Here is a 15,532-nt window from a genome sequence, read left to right as displayed (position 1 = left end):
TATGGCTAAAAATGATCCATACGCAGCATTAAGAATAAGAGAGTTTAATATCTTTTTATTATTAAGATTTGCCTTAGTTTTTGGTTGGTCCATGCAGTTTATTGTTATTGAGTGGGAGGTGTATACTTTAACTAAAGATCCCTTGTATCTAGGGTTAATTGGTTTAATGGAAATTATTCCTGCTTTTACTATGGCTTTATTTGCAGGTCATATTGTAGACCAAAGAGAAAAACGAAATTTGTTAGCGCTATGTATCGCAGCATTTTCTTTAATTAGTTTGGGTTTGTTTTTATTGACTTGGGATACGGTTGTTGGCCATTGGGAAACCAATACTATTTTATACTGTATTTATGCTTTGGTCTTTTTTGGAGGTTTTTTACGATCGTTTTTTGGTCCTACTATTTTCTCTTTAATAGCGTTATTGGTTCCTAAAAAAATCTATCCTAATGCGGCGACCTGGAGTAGTAGTACTTGGAAAGCAGCAACCGTTTTAGGAGCATTATTTGGAGGTTTTTTTATAGGATGGATTGGTGTGGCTAGCACATTGTGTATTGTGTTTGTGTTAGTGGCTTTAGCTTTTGTTATCACGTTTCAGATAGAAAAGAAGCCTATTTTAAACCCTAATATTGGTGAGTCTGTAAAGGAAAGTCTAAAGGTTGGACTTAAGTTTGTGTTTAATAATAAAGCTATTTTAGGGGCTTTGTCTTTAGATATGATTGCTGTATTATTTGGTGGTGCAGTTGCTTTATTATCTGTTTTTGCTCAAGATATTTTACATGTTGGACCAAAAGGGTTTGGTGTTTTAAATGCGTCAATATCTATTGGTAGTATATTAACTATGTTTATTACAACCTACTTACCGGTTAGTAAAAATGCAGGTAAAAAGTTATTAATTTCTATTTTTGGTTTTGGAATTTGTATTATTATTTTTGGAATGTCAGAACTGTTTTGGGTTAGTGTTGCAGCCTTGTTTTTTTCTGGAGTAACAGATGGTGTATCCATGGTCATACGTCAAACCATATTACAATTAAAAACGCCTGATCACATGCGTGGTCGTGTAGCATCAGTAAACAGTATGTTTGTTGGGTCGTCTAATGAGCTTGGTGCTTTTGAAAGCGGTATTGCTGCCAAATATTTAGGTGGTGCTGCTAGAGCTGTAATTTTTGGAGGTGTAATGACCTTATTGACTGTAGTTGCTATTGGAGCAAAAAATAAAACTTTAAGAAACTTAGATTTAACTAAGGATATTGAGGACCATGAAAAGGAAGATTAATAGTCTTTTAACTCCATATTTTCGCCATCAAAAACCCCATAAGTAAAATACTGTATCCAATCGCCTAGATTAACGTATTTAGAGTCGTTACCTAAGTCTATGTTTAATGGTAAGTGTCTGTGTCCAAAGACAAAGTAATCGCGGTGTTTAGTCTCTAATTTGCGTTTGCAGTATTGTACTAACCACTCTTTATCGTCTCCTAAAAATTTAGCATCATCGTCTCCAGAAATCATTTTGTTTTTAACGGACATATATTGTCCTAAACGCAAAGCGAAATCTGGGTGCAATAAACGTTGGAATAACCATTTAGCAACAGGATTGGTAAACACTTTTTTCATGCGTTTATACCCTTTGTCTTCTGGACCTAAACCATCTCCATGTCCTATAAAAAAGGTTTTATTGTTAAAGGTAAATTCTTTTGGTTTGTGGTAAACAGGGATGTTTAATTCTTCTTCAAAATAACCATCCATCCATAAATCATGGTTACCAACAAAGTAATAGATTGGGATTCCGGAGTCACTAATTTCAGCTAGTTTACCTAATGTTCTTGTAAATCCTTTTGGTATTACACGTTTGTATTCCATCCAAAAATCAAACATATCTCCTAGTAAGAAAATAGCTGCTGCATCTTCTTTTACCATGTCTAACCATGCGACAAACTTTTTTTCGCGTGGTAAAGACAGTGCTTTTGTTGGTGCGCCTAAATGATTGTCTGAGGCGAAATATATTTTTTTTCCTTTTGGAATTTGCATGCTGTAAAGATACTTAATTCTTGATAATGCCTTGTGTTGGCTGACGGTTGCGTTAGCGATTGATACGGCATCCTTTTTTGTGCGCGCTTATGCGCAAAAAAGATATAGTGGAAAGCGCGACCCTTGTGGTAACGCCCTAATTATTTATCCATTATCGCTAGCATACCATTGGGCATAACTGGTTGCGGTTTCGGATAGTTTTAGGGAGTGTAATTTGATTGCGTTTGGTAAGCGGTTTTTTATTTTTTGTGCAAAATCAATAACCATCATTTCGCTGGTTGGTTGATAATCTACCAATAACACATTGTGATCTCTGTCTTTTAGCTCTTTGGCAAGCTCGACGTGTGGTGTGTTTTTGTTAAATACTGTGGCGTGATCAAAGACGTCTACAATTTCTTCTTTTACTATTTTTTTAAGATCAGTAAAATCTATAACCATCCCGAATTTAGCATTATCGGAGTCAGATATTGGTGTCCCGATTACGGTAACATCTAATTTGTAACTGTGTCCGTGTACGTTTTTACACTTTCCGTCATAACCATAAAGTGCGTGTCCTGTCTCAAAAGTGAATTGTTTTGTAATGCGAATATTGCTCATTAACCAAAGTATTTAGGGTGCAAAGATATTGAATTTGTAAAAGCGAATGGTTAATAGGTTACATTTGCGCACTTTTTTAAATATAAATGTACTATGAATCAGCTTTTTGAAGCTTTAGATTTTGTTGAAAATCCGCTTTATGAGCAAATCATAGACGATATTGGGAAACAGAAATACGCGATTGTTGACCATTTTTTCTCTACTGAAGAAGTTGATGCCTTAAGGGCGTCTATACTAGAGAAACATGAGGAGGATTCTTTTAAGAAGGCTGCTATTGGTAATAAATTTGATGAGCTAATTGTTAAATCCATTAGAGGTGATGTGATTTTGTGGATTGAAGAGGCTAAATCTAATTATGCGGAAGGGTTGTTTTTTAATAAGATAAATAATCTGGTTGGGTATTTAAATAAAACGTGTTTTTTAGGAATTTTACATAAGGAGTTTCATTATGCTATTTATCCTAAAGCAACGTTTTATAAACGCCATTTAGATACTTTTAAAAATGATGATAGACGTAAGTTGTCTTTTGTGTGTTATTTAAACCACGAAGATTGGCAACCTGAAAATGGTGGTGAATTGGTATTGTATTTAGATGATAATGGGCAGGAGGTAGAAAAAGTGGTGTACCCTTTTCCTGGTCGTGTGGTGATTTTTGAAAGTCAAATTTTAGAACACGAAGTCAAACCAGTAAATACTAAAAGATTAAGCATTACTGGTTGGCTAAAAACGCGCTAATTATCTGCGGTTACGAAACTTGTTGTAGAAGTACGCTAGTATTACAAATAATGCTAATAGGGGAAAAATTAAATCGCTCATAATGTTATTGATCTTTGTTTCTGTTTTTGTTGTACCTGTATAGGATATAAGCCAAAACAATTAATGCAAATAATGGAAGGTAAGATCCTATAAGAATCCCTATCTGATATTCATCGTCAGGAGCATTCTTGATTTTTTCTTCAATATTTACTTGTTGTAATAAGCTTAAAAACATATATTTTTATTAAGCGGTAAAGTTAGTTGTTTTGGGCAAGAGGTGAAAATTGTTTTCTAAATTTTATAATTAACGGAAAACCACGTGCTATAATCCAAAAGGTGAAGGCTATAAATATACCCTTTAGTTTAAAATCATAATGATCTGCGATAAAAAGTATTGGTAAAAACACTAGGATAGTAGATAGTAATAAAAGGTTGCGTAAATCCTTCATCTTACCTAGTCCTTTAAACATACCGTCAAATATAAACGCTAACGCACACAGGGGTTGCATGGCTAAAACAATCCAAAAGACGTTGTAAAACTGCTTTAAGACTTCGGGCTCTTTAGTAAATATGTGTCCAATAGGATAGTAAAAAATAGCACCCAAAACAGCAATGATACAGCCTTGTAAAATGCCTATTTTTATTAGTTTATTGCTAAGTTGTAGCAGTGTTCCGTAATTTTTTTCTCCTAGTAATTTACCAGATAAGATATTTCCTGCACTAGCATATCCATCAATTATAAACGCCCCTAAAAACCATAAGTTTATGGCTATTGTATAGGCTGCAATATAATTTTTACCATATCCAGTTGCGAATTTTGTAGCAAAATAAAGCGTGATATTTAGTGCTAATGTCCGTATAAATAGGTTTAAAATCATGAGGGCAAAATTGCCAATTTGTTTATTAAACGGAAATGTAATGCGCAAGGGTATTGCTGTTTTGGTCAATAATAAATATCCCGAAATTAAAGCCATTACAATCTGAGCAATAACACTTGCATACGCAGCACCTTTGATATGCATAGGGGTTATTAATCCTGTGATACCATAAACAAAAGCAAAGTCTAATATTACATTTAGTCCTGCTCCAATTATAGCTATTATCATTGGGTAAAACGTGTTTTGAAGCCCTCTAAATGTCCCGAATACAGCAATTACAAATAGGGTAAACGGAAAGCCAAATACGCGAATTTTATAATAATCAATACTATAGTCTAAGATTAAATCTGAGGCATTGTATAACGCAAATATTTGCGAAGCAAAAGGGTAGGTAGTGGCTATAATTACTAAGCTTAACGAGGTGATTAAAAAAATAGCTTGTGCTGGTAAATCTTTTACTTGATCTAGTTTATTAGCCCCAACATGTTGTGATATTATGGACGAAATAGCGCTTCTGGTTTGACCCAATATCCAGATTAGCATGGATAAAAAGGTAGTTACAATACCAATTGCAGCTAAAGCCTCTGTTGGGTTATTTTGGACATTACCAACTACTGCAGCATCTGTTAACGATAAAATAGGCTCTGATACACCCGCAATTAAGGCTGGAATTGCGAGTTTATTTATGTGTTTTAAACTAATAGAAGTGCTCAAAATAGACGTTAAGATTGGTTTTACAAAGGTCGTAAAAGATTATCGAAGTTTTTGTGAATAAAAATCTGTATTTTTGATTTCTAAATTTACTTTATATGAAATCTATTTTAGTTCCTGTTGGGTCTTCCAAAAACGCACAAAGTCATTTACAATACGCAGTTGATTTTGCCGAAGCTTTTGGGGCAAAAGTGTATGTAGTACAAATTTACAATGTATACACTAAGTCCGGAACTATGATTAAAGTAGATGATATTTTAGAACGCGAAAGTTTAGATTTTTTAAACAATCACGTGGCTAAAGTAAATACTAAAAATGTTCAGGTTGTTGTAAAGACTTTTAAAGGTAAATTAGTAGATACTTTAGAGTTGGTTTGTAAAACACTAGATATTGATTTGATCATGTTAGAACCAAGAACAAACTCTATTAAAGATGAGGTGTACTTAGGTAAAACATCTGGGAAGATTATTAAGCAAACTAATATACCAGCATTGATTGTACCTGAAGGCTATCAGTACAAATCTATTAATTCTATATTAATGGCTATAAAATCTGCTGTTATTAATAAAACAGATGCTTTAGCACCGTTAGTGAGCTTTAAAAAACAGTTTAATGCTACAGTAAACTTACTGTTAGTAAAAACACCAATGCATAGCGATGAAGATATACTTGTAAATGACGATTTAAAAGCCATTGCTTCTACTATAAAAGAAAGTGAAAACGCAACAACTTTTCAAGGTGTTTTAGAGCACTATAAAGATTTTAATCCTGATTTATTGTGTGTTGTTAGACGTAAAAGAGGATTCTTTACTAAGATATGGGAGAAAAATAATATCCTTAAAAGAGACTTTTATGTGTCAACGTTACCTGTTTTAGTCCTTAGTGGTTTAAAATAGAAATAATTCCAATTAGATTTTAGATGCCGTTCTTTTTAAGCTTTTGTATTTATAAAAGTAATGGTTTCAGTTACAACAGTCTGAAGTGCTTCTGGTAATGTATTACTGTTCCAAGGATGGCTTGCGTTAAATACGTGATTACTGTTTTTAAGACTTAATAGCGTGCTTTTAGGGTTCCAATTATGTAATTGTTTTGCTTCTTCAAAACTAACTGATGGGTCATCAATTGCATGTATGATTGCGTGTGGAATAGCGATGTGTTTACATGCGTTTTCTATATTTAATCTTGCTTCATGTGCTTTGTAGTCTAAATAAAACTGATAGTTATGTGGCATTTTTTGTTTTGTTCTGCCATTTAGCACATATTTTACACCTGCTTTTTTCCATTGTTCTAAGTCTCCGGTTGTGGAGGTGCGTTTTCCAAAGGCGCAAACACTTGCCCAAGTAATTAACTTAGTAATACGGTTGTCTTCGCTAGCTTTTATAGTCGCTATACCACCACCTCTAGAGTGGCCAATTACTGTAATATGTTGTGTGTTAATTTGGTTAGATAGTGGGTTTTTATCCGAATTTAGAAACGTAATTATATCATCTAAATCCTGTAATTCTTTTGTGTAGTTGTTTTCTGCGAAAGCCTCTAAATCCGGAAAATCTATGGGTTGATTTACTGTACCCCCATTATGAGAGAAGTTAAATTTAACAAAAAACAAACCAGCGTTTTTAAATTGCTCTGCTACTTGATCCCAAGAGCCCCAATCTTTAAAGCCTTTATAGCCATGACAAAAAACAACTAATGATTTTGGTGTACTTGTTTTGTTGTAAAACACATCAAAAACAATTGGTTTTTGGTTTTTTCTATCTAAAACGAGGTTTTTTTCAATCATTATAGTTCTTTTTCAATAAAATCTATAGTTGGGTCAAATATTTCTAAGATTAATTTTTTAAGCTGAATTTCAAATTCGACTAGGGTATCTTCTGTGATTAAAGTGTCTTTGTTTCCGCCTCTAACTTGATCTTTTTTAGTAAATTTTAACAACCCTTCACTTAAGTTTTTAAACGAAACTATACCAGCCTCTAAAGGCAGTTCTGTGATCTTCTTTTTATGAAGCATGTAGGCATACATTAAAACTTGAAATGATTTACTGTACTTGTCGTAATCTGATGTTAAGTCTTCCCAATCTACTATAGACACTTTACTTTGGTCGACTTTTCCCGTTTTATAATCTATAATTCTAGTAACACCATTAAACTCGTCAATTCTATCAACTGTTCCTCTTAATTGTATCGGAAAATCTAAGCCTTCAATTTTGATAGCAACATTATTTGTTTCGGCTTCTAAGTCAATTATTTTGATGGTATTCCCTTTTTTTAAATCTTCAATTTCAAGGTTTAAAAAGTTAAGGACGTAGCGTTTTGCAATCTCAAAAACAATAAGGTTTTTACCTTTGGTCATATCGCCTTCTTTGTATTCTTCTTTGAAAAAGGCAGTGATATTTTTATCTATTTGAGGGATTAAGCTTTTTACAATATCTACAGTTAGTAGTTGTTGCTTGTATGGTAGGTATAATTGTTCTAAGGTGTTATGCACTACTGTACCTAAAGTGTTTGCCGCAATGGTTTCTTCTACTTCTTCTAGATCTGATATGCCTAGTAGTTTTTGGTAATAAAAATCTATTGGATTTCTAACGTAGCTGGTTAAGGATGATGGTGAAAATCCTTTACGTGCTATTTCTTTTAACTGAGAAATGGCACTTTCTGTTTTTGTAATTATAGCGAGTTCTTTTTTATAGCTGGGAACTTTTGGTGTGAGTATTTTATGATTTATGTTATGGATGTTTTCTAACTCCAATTGATTTATAAATCTACTTTTCTCTCCTCCAACTAAGGTGTCTATTTCTGTATTGTAAAGTACATATACATTTTTAGCCCGTTGTAATAAGTGATAAAAGTGATAGGTGTACACTGCATCTTTTTCTTTATAAGTAGGTAGCTTGTTTTCTATTTTAACATCAAACGGTATAAAAGAGTTGTTGGATTTTCCTGACGGTAATATCCCCTCATTAACATTAGAGATTATTATGGTCTCAAAATCTAATACTCTAGATTCTAACATTCCCATGATTTGTAAACCTTGTAGTGGTTCTCCTTGAAAATCTAAGGTTTCTGAGCTTAGTAGTTCTTTAAAGATACTATAAAGACCTTTGATATCCTTGATGTGTTTATAGGCATCGTTTAGACGCAATATCTCATTAAACAACGTATTGAATCGATATAGATATTCTAATCCTAGTTGGTTTTGTTTTTTGTCTTCAGACAAGTGTTCTTTTATAGTCGCTATAAGCTTAAAGCAGCTATTTAAGCCGGTATTTGCATCGTTATTCCAATTACTAAACAGTAAGGGTAAAAGCGTCGCTTCTGTTTTGCAAATAGCTTTTAAATCAGCTTCAGTTAAATAAACTAGATTGTTTTTGTTTATTAACTCCACCAAATCAATAGCACTTCCATTTTTAAACAGTGGTTGTATAAATTGATGCGTTAGTATACTTATTACATCTTTATAGTAATAGGTTAAACTGTTCTTTTTTTGTAAGTTAAAAAGGTGTTCAAACAAAGATGCTAGCGGGATTGATTTTAAAGGGAACCCCATAGTGATGTTTAATGTCTTTACTGATTCTGGAATAGAATTTAATACAGGAATAAGTAAGTTTTCATCTCCTAAAACTACAGCTGTTTTTTTTAAGGAAGGATCGTTTTTTGATAAATCTTGTAATATAGATCCAATAGCTTTTGCTTGACCAATATTTTTGGGTACTCCAAAGACAGATATATTTTTCTGACTTTTGTAATGGTTATTTTTCCAATTAAAAGGTGCTGTTTTAAAATGCTCCCAATTGTTTTGATGTTGTCTAATAAATAATCCAGCATCATGTATTTTGTTATCTAAAAAGGATTGGTCTGTATCCCAATAAATCGATGCTAAATTTTCACGCAGTAAATCTTGAATTATATTTTCTTCGGCAGCATTTAAGGCATTAAATCCTAAAAATATATGCTGTTGATTTGTATTATCAATGTAGTTTTTGATGTTATTAAAGGCTTCTCTGTAAAGTAAGCCTTGGTAGCCTTGTTTGTTTTCTATTAGATTTTGTGTGAAGTTTTTATAATAGATAGGGAGCTTGTTCCAAAACTTTAGATAGTTGGTAACTACTTCTGTTTGGTTTGGTTCTAACGACCAATGTTCTAAATCTTGTATTGCTTTTAAATAGTCAAATATTTTTGATTGTGGAATCAGATAACGATCAATTTCATTAAAATCCTGTAAAATTATCTGAGCCCATTTTGAAAACGTGTCAAAATCCTCTCTTTCAGGTTTTGGTGTTAATTGAATATAAGTGTTGTAAAATTGAAATAGTAGTTCTGTATTTGATACTGATTTTAGCTCAGACAGCTCTTCTACAAAAGACTCTATACTTACTATTTTAGGAGCAAATAGTGTTTGGTCTAAAATTAAACTTAGTTCACGTCTTAAAAATACTCCAGCTCTTCTGCTGGGTAAAATAAAAATAAGTTCGCTAAAATTAGCGTGTTTATTTTTCAGGTCTATTAGTACGTCTTGAATAAAGTTTGTCATTATATAAAAATAAAAAACGCTTCGGTTTCCCGAAGCGTTTTTCTATAAAATTTAATGTTTTGTTTAAACTTATTTTCTAAGTTTAACTTCTACACGTCTATTGTTAAATCTTCCAGCCTTAGTAGTGTTACTGTCGATTGGGTAATCTTCACCAAATCCGTAAGCGTTTAATCTTTGAGAACTAATTCCGTTTTCGATTAAGTAAGCCATTACAGCGTTAGCTCTAGAGTCAGATAAAGTTTGGTTAGAAGTTTTGCTTCCAACACTATCAGTGTGACCTTCGATTGTAAAGTTAGACTCTGGGTATTCTTTTAAGATAGCAGTAATAGACTGTAGTACAGAAAAAGTTTCTGATCTAAAGCTAGATTTACCAGTATCAAATAAGATAGTTTTAGCATAGCTATTTAACTTGTCTAATACAACTTGAGTTGGAGCAGCAGCAACTTCAGGACAACCTTTGTTTGCAACAGTACCTACAACTTTAGGACAGTTATCATCTTTGTCTAATACACCGTCTCCGTCAGTATCAGGCCAAGGACATCCACTGTTTGCAGCAGGACCAGCTTCACTTGGACACTTATCTTTAGCGTCAGTTACACCATCACCATCAGCATCAGGACAACCTTTTAAAGATTTTAATCCTTTTACTTGTGGACAGTCATCGTTGTTATCAGAAACACCATCACCATCAGTATCTGGACATCCGTTAAATTCAGCTAAACCAGCTACTTCAGGACAAGTATCTTTAGAATCTTCGATTCCATCACCATCAGCATCAGGACAACCGTTGAAAGCTTCTAATCCAGGTACATCAGGACAAGCATCGTTTTTGTCATATATTCCGTCACCATCAGTATCAGTTCCTCCAAATCTTACAGTAAGACCTGCAGAGTGTTGGAAATGCTTAGTTAAGTAGTCTTCAAAAGAGTGCTTATATTTAGACTCAACAAATAAACCAATGTTATCAGAGAACCAGTAAGTTAAACCTAAAGAAGCATTTAAAGTTCCTGCTCCAACAGCATTGTTAGAACCTGCTACTGTAGAAAACGTATTGTAAGTTCCTTCCTCAATCCATGTGTAACCACCACCAATTCCGATAGCTGGATCTAATTTTTTTGAACCAATAACTTCTCCTAAGTGGTATCTTACATTAGCATCAAGTGCATAGTAAGCTAAATCACTAACTCCTAAACTAGGGTTTGAAGTATTTTCTCCCCATTTTGTAAGTCTGTTTAAAGAACCTCCAGCTTGTACTGAAAAGTTGTCTCCTACATACTTAGATACAGAGATAGTAGATAAAGAAGGTAAAATACTCCAGTGATCTTCAGCATTGAAGAACTCATCAAAGTAATCTCCTTGAGGCATGTTTTCTCCTACTGGATAAACATCTACTGCGTTAATACCGAAGTTGATTGCCCACGGATTGTTTTCATTTTGAGCCATAACGTTACCCATACTTGTAAGTAGTAACATTGTGAACAATAATCTGCTAAGATTTTTCATATTCAAAAGTTTAATTTTTAAGTGTTAATTAAAAGCAAAAATAAGTTGTTATATATTATTAACAAAGACAAATATATAAAAATATTGATTATTTAGTGCTTTTGTTTATCTATTATAGAATCTTTCTAGATAATTTCCAGTGCTTTACCTACTTTTATGAAGGCTGCAATGGCTTTTTCTAATTGTTCTTTTGTATGCGCAGCGGATAGTTGCACGCGTATTCTTGCTTTATCTTTTGGTACTACTGGGAAAAAGAATCCAATGACATAAATTCCTTCTTTTAATAACATGTTTGCCATAGTCTGAGATAATTTAGCGTCATATAACATTACAGGTACAATTGCAGAGTCTCCATCTATGATATCAAATCCTGCTGCTTTCATTCCTTTTTTGAAAAAAGCAGTGTTTTCTTCTAATTGATCACGTAAAGTATTGTCATTAGATAACATATCAAAGACTTTAATCGAAGCACCAACAATTGCTGGGGCTAAAGAATTTGAAAATAAATACGGTCTAGAACGTTGACGAAGTACTTCTATTATTTCTTTTTTACCAGTTGTATAACCGCCCATCGCACCTCCAAGTGCTTTTCCTAACGTTCCGGTAATAATGTCAATTTTACCCATTACTCCTTTTTCTTCTAAAGTACCACGACCAGTTTCTCCTATGAATCCAGCAGAGTGGCACTCGTCAATCATAATCATAGCATCATATTTTTCTGCTAAGATTGTTATTTGATCTAAAGGTGCTACAAGTCCGTCCATTGAAAACACTCCGTCAGTTACGACGATTTTAAAACGAGCTCCATTTTTATTTGCATCAATTAGTTGTTGCTCTAAATCTGCCATGTCATTGTTTTTGTAACGATAGCGCGCTGCTTTACATAATCTAACACCGTCTATAATAGAGGCGTGGTTTAAAGAATCTGATATAATAGCATCTTCTTTTCCTAATAAAGGTTCAAACACACCACCGTTAGCATCAAATGCTGCAGCGTATAGTATTGTGTCTTCAGTTCCATAAAAATCAGATATTTTTTGCTCTAAAGTTTTGTGTATATCTTGAGTACCGCAAATAAAACGTACAGAAGACATCCCGAATCCATGAGTATCCATTGTGTCTTGTGCAGCTTTTATAACGTCTGGATGTGAGGATAGTCCTAAATAGTTGTTAGCACAAAAGTTTAAAACACGTTCTCCTGTGTTTAAAGTAATTTCTGCACCTTGAGCAGAAGTTATAATGCGTTCTTCTTTAAAAAGCCCATTGTCTTTTATGTCTTGTATTTCTTTTTGGAGATGTTCTTTTATATTGCTGTACATATGTCGTATTTTAGTTTTGCAAATTTAGTAATGTTTTTCTTTAAGATAATGGTTGTGATTTTTCTTTTATGTTAATACGTCACTATTTTTATAGCGTCATTAACATAAATCAGTATTTTTTTGTCTACTGTAAAATTCATCTCTTTTAAAATATCAGAATACGTTTCTAATTGTTGTTGGTATTTGGGATCTGGTAATCCTGTTTTATAATCTATAATAGTGGCTGTGTTATCTTTTATAGCTAAACGGTCAGGTCTTATTATTGTTCCAGATTTAGAGATAATATCACGTTCATTATATATAGTGTAGTCTGTGCTATAATAATCTTTGAGTTCTGGGTGGTTAATAATAGTATTTATGGTGTCTTTTAATAGTAAAGTTTGTTCTTTATTAATAATTCCAGAGTTGATATAATCTTTAATTACGGCAGGCACCTCTTTTTTAGTATTAATTTCTGCCATAATATCATGAATTAAATTACCTTTTTCAATTGCATTTTGTTGTTCTGTATCCCATAAGTATCCAGATTTGGTGATAATTTTAATATCATGATCCTGCTTGGCAACACTAATAAACTGTTCTGTTTCTTGAGTTGTTTCAGGCTTTTCTTCTGGTACTACCTCACGGTTTTGCTGTCCAAAGCTATACTCTAATTGACTATCATTCCATAACCCTTGTTGCATTAGGTAATTCATTAATAGTCCAGAGTAACTGTCAAATTTAACACCGGTTTTAGTTTGGTTTTCTTTTTTAGAAATTATATATAATTGTTCGATTGGTCGTGTTAAGGCTACATATAACAGATTCATGTTGTCTAATTCCTGTTCCGATCTATGTTTTAAATAGATAGATTCTCCTATGTCACCAAAGTCTTCAAAATCTTTATTAAAGTTAATTAGTGTTTTTGAAAAGCCATTAAATTGGCTTTGGTCTAACGGAAACCATTCTTTAGGTTCCATTTCTCTATAAATTTCTAATTGTGCATACGGGAAAATTACTACCGGAAATTCCAACCCTTTTGATTTATGAATCGTCATAATCTGAATGGCATTTTGATTACTTGGCGACACGATATTTAAACTGTCTTTTTTAGTATCGTAATAGTCCAAAAATCCAGGAATGTCCGAAATCTTCTTTTGAGAAAACTCTAAAATGATATCTAAAAAATATTGGATATAGGCATTCGAGTTTTTTGTCAGGTTAAACCCCCTCACGATACTTTCTGTTAAATCGTATAAAGACAACTGAACTAATTGTGTTGGGTCACAATCAATATCAAATAACTTAAAGCTCTCAAAAAACGCTTGGAGCGGTAAATTTAAATGTGTTTTAAAAAACTGATGTTTATCTTCAATAGCATTTAGACTAGCAATATAGTCTAAGACTTTAATCTTGACCTCAAGATTATTAGGGTTAACTAGTAATCTAAAAATATTTACAACAAGTCTAACATCCTCAGAGTTGTTGATAAGCATGGTTTCAGAGGATGTAATACGCACGCCTTTGTCGCTTAAATATTCGGCTATTGCAACACCTTCTTTTTTCTTTCTAACTAATATGCAAATATCCTTAAGGTTGTAATTGTTTTCTAAACACTTGTTTATGGTTTCAAATACAGTTTCCGGATATAATTGGTTTATATCATCTTCGCTTTGTATGTCCAGAAAATTTAGGTTTACATAGCCTTCATGTTTTATTACTGGTTTTTGTTTGGCCTTATTGTATAAGTCAGAATAGTCAGGACTGCTAAAGCTGGTTTGCGATAAATAATCAAAAAACTGATTATTAAATTCAATAACATTTTTATAACTCCTATAATTATATTCTAGTCTTACTACTTCTTTTTCGACAGGAAAAGGGTTTTCTTCTTTTGTTAGGCCAATAAACTGTTCTGCTTTTCCACCTCGCCATCTATAAATGGCTTGTTTAGCATCACCGACTAACATAGCGGTTCCTTGTTCTCCTTTTAGATTCTGTCCGGTAAGCGTGTTTTCTATTAGCGGAATCAAGTTTTCCCATTGCATTTGTGACGTGTCCTGAAACTCGTCAATAAAATAATGTCTAAACTTTTCGCCTAAACGCTCATATATAAAAGGCGTCGGTTGGTTTTTTATTTCTTTACTAATTAAGGTGTTAAATTCTGATATTAGTAATTTGTTTTCGTCTTCTTTTATTAGTGTTAACTCTTTATTAATAGCATTTAGGACAGATAATGGTGTTACATTTTTGTACACCGCTCTTAAGAATTTGACATCTAAAACGGTCGCCTTTATTTTGTGATAAACGGTTTCTATTTGTGGTAAAAGTTGATCTATTGCTTGCGCTTTCGCGGAATCTAATGTTTTTGTGTAGAGTTTGCCTTCTGCTATGTTATTTGCTAATTGATTGTCGTAAATTTTATAAAATTCTAAATTAGAAATCTTTACAAAATGATTAAATAGTGTTCCTCTAGAAAAACTTTTTTGATCTAATCCATTGGCTTCAAATACAGATAATAAATTGTTGGCTAATTCTGCAATTAGCACCTCTTGATTAGCAATCTGTTTAATAAGTTGCGACTTCAGGCCACTAAAATCTTCTAGCGTTTTATGCTTTATGCTTTCTAAATGTGGTAAATCGTTATCGTTAATTAAAAGTTTTGCAATGGTGTTAAAATCTCTAGAGACATCCCAGCTCTTGTCGTCATCTGCTTTTTCTAGAGCAAAATCTATTAACACTTTGGTTAGCTTTTTATCTGTTCCAGCTTTAGCAATTAAACTGTCTACAGCTTGACTTAGTAAAGAAGGTGTGTCTAGCTCGACTTCAAAATTTATCGGAATCTTTAAATCATGTGCAAACGTCCTAATTAATTTGTGATTAAAACCATCAATAGTAGAAATATCAAAAGCGGCATAATTATGCATGATTGTATTTAGCAAAACAATGGCTTTTTGATGGACATCTTTTGGTTGCAATGCTAACTCTTCTGTAATAGCTTTAAACATCCCATTTGTGTCTGCGCTAATCTCTGGGTCAGAAAACTGTTTTAAGGTGTCTAAAATTCTAGTTTTCATCTCGCCAACCGCTTTGTTGGTAAAGGTTATAGCTAATATTTGTTTGAAGCCATCGTTGTAAGTTGCGGTAAATAATAATTTTAAATACTCCTTAACTAATGCAAAGGTTTTTCCGCTTCCTGCGGAGGCATCGTAAACTTTAAAAGGAGTTGTTTCAGACATT

General features: G+C 33.0%; 12 protein-coding genes. 3 read left to right on the top strand and 9 right to left on the bottom strand.

Annotated elements, in window-relative coordinates; translation table 11 throughout:
* The first annotated feature begins 1 nt into the window (after position 1).
* Entirely contained in the window at positions 2–1,273 is a 1,272-nt protein-coding gene (locus CXF54_RS01665) for an MFS transporter (protein WP_090836915.1), read from the top strand.
* Here the strand turns inward: CXF54_RS01665 and CXF54_RS01660 are convergent.
* Together CXF54_RS01660 and CXF54_RS01655 are read right to left on the bottom strand one after the other, a co-directional pair.
* Entirely contained in the window at positions 1,270–2,025 is a 756-nt protein-coding gene (locus CXF54_RS01660) for a UDP-2,3-diacylglucosamine diphosphatase (RefSeq protein WP_101202180.1), read from the bottom strand. The two genes, CXF54_RS01665 and CXF54_RS01660, sit on opposite strands and share 4 nt — an antisense overlap.
* 144 nt (positions 2,026–2,169) lie before the next feature.
* Positions 2,170–2,622: a 6-pyruvoyl trahydropterin synthase family protein gene (locus CXF54_RS01655; RefSeq protein WP_090836912.1), complete on the bottom strand. Its 453-nt coding sequence runs from the start codon at positions 2,620–2,622 to the stop codon at positions 2,170–2,172.
* Positions 2,623–2,715: 93 nt separating this feature from the next.
* Between CXF54_RS01655 and CXF54_RS01650 the strand changes: the two genes are divergently transcribed.
* Entirely contained in the window at positions 2,716–3,357 is a 642-nt protein-coding gene (locus CXF54_RS01650) for a 2OG-Fe(II) oxygenase (RefSeq protein ID WP_101202179.1), read from the top strand.
* 85 nt (positions 3,358–3,442) lie between these two features.
* Here the strand turns inward: CXF54_RS01650 and CXF54_RS15760 are convergent, their stop codons facing one another.
* Both CXF54_RS15760 and CXF54_RS01645 read right to left on the bottom strand, forming a co-directional pair.
* Positions 3,443–3,613: a hypothetical protein gene (locus CXF54_RS15760; protein WP_177183495.1), complete on the bottom strand. Its 171-nt coding sequence runs from the start codon at positions 3,611–3,613 to the stop codon at positions 3,443–3,445.
* Between the two features lie 22 nt (positions 3,614–3,635).
* On the bottom strand, positions 3,636–4,970 hold the full coding sequence (locus tag CXF54_RS01645; RefSeq protein ID WP_101202178.1) for an MATE family efflux transporter: 1,335 nt from the start codon (positions 4,968–4,970) through the stop codon (positions 3,636–3,638).
* 95 nt (positions 4,971–5,065) lie between these two features.
* Between CXF54_RS01645 and CXF54_RS01640 the strand changes: the two genes are divergently transcribed.
* The gene (locus CXF54_RS01640) at positions 5,066–5,863 is read left to right on the top strand and encodes a universal stress protein (RefSeq protein WP_101202177.1); all 798 of its coding nucleotides are present in this window, start codon (positions 5,066–5,068) and stop codon (positions 5,861–5,863) included.
* A gap of 35 nt (positions 5,864–5,898) precedes the next feature.
* Here CXF54_RS01640 and CXF54_RS01635 read toward each other — a convergent pair whose 3' ends face one another.
* The 5 genes from CXF54_RS01635 to CXF54_RS01615 form a co-directional block, all read right to left on the bottom strand.
* Complete coding sequence (locus CXF54_RS01635) at positions 5,899–6,747, bottom strand: alpha/beta hydrolase family protein (protein ID WP_101202176.1); 849 nt, start codon at positions 6,745–6,747, stop codon at positions 5,899–5,901.
* A complete protein-coding gene (locus CXF54_RS01630; protein ID WP_101202175.1) occupies positions 6,747–9,494 on the bottom strand; it encodes a PD-(D/E)XK nuclease family protein in 2,748 nt (915 codons plus the stop codon). Before CXF54_RS01630 ends, CXF54_RS01635 begins: the two co-directional genes overlap by 1 nt.
* Before the next feature lie 69 nt (positions 9,495–9,563).
* The gene (locus tag CXF54_RS01625) at positions 9,564–10,997 is read right to left on the bottom strand and encodes an OmpA family protein (RefSeq protein WP_090836903.1); all 1,434 of its coding nucleotides are present in this window, start codon (positions 10,995–10,997) and stop codon (positions 9,564–9,566) included.
* A 125-nt stretch (positions 10,998–11,122) separates the two neighbouring features.
* Positions 11,123–12,316: a glycine C-acetyltransferase gene (gene kbl, locus CXF54_RS01620; protein ID WP_090836902.1), complete on the bottom strand. Its 1,194-nt coding sequence runs from the start codon at positions 12,314–12,316 to the stop codon at positions 11,123–11,125.
* 71 nt (positions 12,317–12,387) lie between these two features.
* Positions 12,388–15,531: a UvrD-helicase domain-containing protein gene (locus tag CXF54_RS01615; protein ID WP_101202174.1), complete on the bottom strand. Its 3,144-nt coding sequence runs from the start codon at positions 15,529–15,531 to the stop codon at positions 12,388–12,390.
* Position 15,532: the final 1 nt, after the last annotated feature.

Source organism: Olleya sp. 1-3, assembly GCF_002836085.1.
GTDB classification, from domain to species: domain Bacteria; phylum Bacteroidota; class Bacteroidia; order Flavobacteriales; family Flavobacteriaceae; genus Olleya; species Olleya namhaensis.
Note: the sequence above shows the minus strand (reverse complement) of the source record. Positions and strands in the feature narration are given on the sequence as shown.

What these genes read in the sequence shown, in the direction of transcription:
- CXF54_RS01640 (WP_101202177.1), top strand. Translation starts at nt 5,066, where the DNA reads ATGAAATCTATTTTAGTTCCTGTTGGGTCTTCCAAAAACGCACAAAGT.
- CXF54_RS01630 (WP_101202175.1), bottom strand. Translation starts at nt 9,494, where the DNA reads ATGACAAACTTTATTCAAGACGTACTAATAGACCTGAAAAATAAACAC.
- kbl (WP_090836902.1), bottom strand. Translation starts at nt 12,316, where the DNA reads ATGTACAGCAATATAAAAGAACATCTCCAAAAAGAAATACAAGACATA.
- CXF54_RS01650 (WP_101202179.1), top strand. Translation starts at nt 2,716, where the DNA reads ATGAATCAGCTTTTTGAAGCTTTAGATTTTGTTGAAAATCCGCTTTAT.
- CXF54_RS01635 (WP_101202176.1), bottom strand. Translation starts at nt 6,747, where the DNA reads ATGATTGAAAAAAACCTCGTTTTAGATAGAAAAAACCAAAAACCAATT.
- CXF54_RS15760 (WP_177183495.1), bottom strand. Translation starts at nt 3,613, where the DNA reads ATGTTTTTAAGCTTATTACAACAAGTAAATATTGAAGAAAAAATCAAG.
- CXF54_RS01625 (WP_090836903.1), bottom strand. Translation starts at nt 10,997, where the DNA reads ATGAAAAATCTTAGCAGATTATTGTTCACAATGTTACTACTTACAAGT.
- CXF54_RS01615 (WP_101202174.1), bottom strand. Translation starts at nt 15,531, where the DNA reads ATGTCTGAAACAACTCCTTTTAAAGTTTACGATGCCTCCGCAGGAAGC.
- CXF54_RS01665 (WP_090836915.1), top strand. Translation starts at nt 2, where the DNA reads ATGGCTAAAAATGATCCATACGCAGCATTAAGAATAAGAGAGTTTAAT.
- CXF54_RS01655 (WP_090836912.1), bottom strand. Translation starts at nt 2,622, where the DNA reads ATGAGCAATATTCGCATTACAAAACAATTCACTTTTGAGACAGGACAC.
- CXF54_RS01660 (WP_101202180.1), bottom strand. Translation starts at nt 2,025, where the DNA reads ATGCAAATTCCAAAAGGAAAAAAAATATATTTCGCCTCAGACAATCAT.